This is a genomic window from Bradyrhizobium sp. CCBAU 11386, from assembly GCF_028128955.1.
Taxonomy (GTDB): Bacteria; Pseudomonadota; Alphaproteobacteria; order Rhizobiales; family Xanthobacteraceae; genus Bradyrhizobium.
On the sequence record NZ_LBKA01000084.1, the window covers coordinates 1 to 829 of the forward strand.

The 829-nt window shown below is 60.6% G+C and carries 2 protein-coding genes; both read left to right on the forward strand.

Annotation, left to right across the window (positions count from 1 at the left end; translation table 11 throughout):
• A partial coding sequence (locus XI09_RS08485) for a transposase (protein WP_271566438.1) occupies positions 1-399 on the forward strand: 399 nt, incomplete at its 5' end.
• A 139-nt stretch (positions 400-538) separates the two neighbouring features.
• The coding region (locus XI09_RS08490) for a transposase (protein WP_442869555.1) at positions 539-829 on the forward strand (291 nt) is incomplete at its 3' end.

Consider the following 829-nt stretch of genomic DNA (forward strand, 5'->3'; position numbering starts at 1 on the left):
GACCCGGCTTGTCGGCTCTTGATGACGATGCCAGGGATCGGCCCGGTCTCTGCGTTGACCTTCCGCTCCACTGTGGACGATCCCAGGCGATTCCTGCATTCCCAATCTGTCGGCGCCTATCTCGGGTTGACGCCCCGGCGATACCAATCTGGCGAGGTTGATTGGGTGGGACGGATCACAAAAGTCGGAGATGGAGAGACGCGCACAGCCCTGTTCGAAGCTGCCAACGTCGTTCTCAGGCCATCAACCCGATGGTCTCCGATGAAGGCCTGGGCGGTGCGTGTTGCCCACCGGCAAGGAAGCAAGCGTGCGAAGGTCGCGCTGGCCAGAAAAATGGCTGTCGTCCTTCACCGAATGTGGGTTGATGGAACCGAATTCCGATGGACGGCGGTGGCGTAAGGACGCCATCGTCATCCCAAGAGACGCCCGTCGCGGGGCGTGGGGATGGTCGAGTTCGTATGATCTGTCGTGGCGTCCGCCCTCCAGGTCGGGTGACTACGCCGAAGAGCTTGAACCGACCATTCAACCGAATCCCATCGTGTGGCGGCTTTGCCGACCACGAACAGAAGCAAGGTACCCGCGGCACGCGCTCTTAAGGGAGATCATCGGGATTTTGAAGGAGCACGAGGCTGGCGTGTCGGTTGCCGATCTGTGCCGGAAGCACGGCGTCAGCGATGCCAGTATCTACAAATGGAAAGCCAAGTTTGGCGGGATGGAGGTCTCGGAAGCCAAGCGGCTAAGGACGCTGGAGGACGAGAACACGCGGTTGAAGCGGCTTTTGGCCGACGCCATGCTAGACAATGCGGCGTTGAAGGACCTCCTGGGAAAG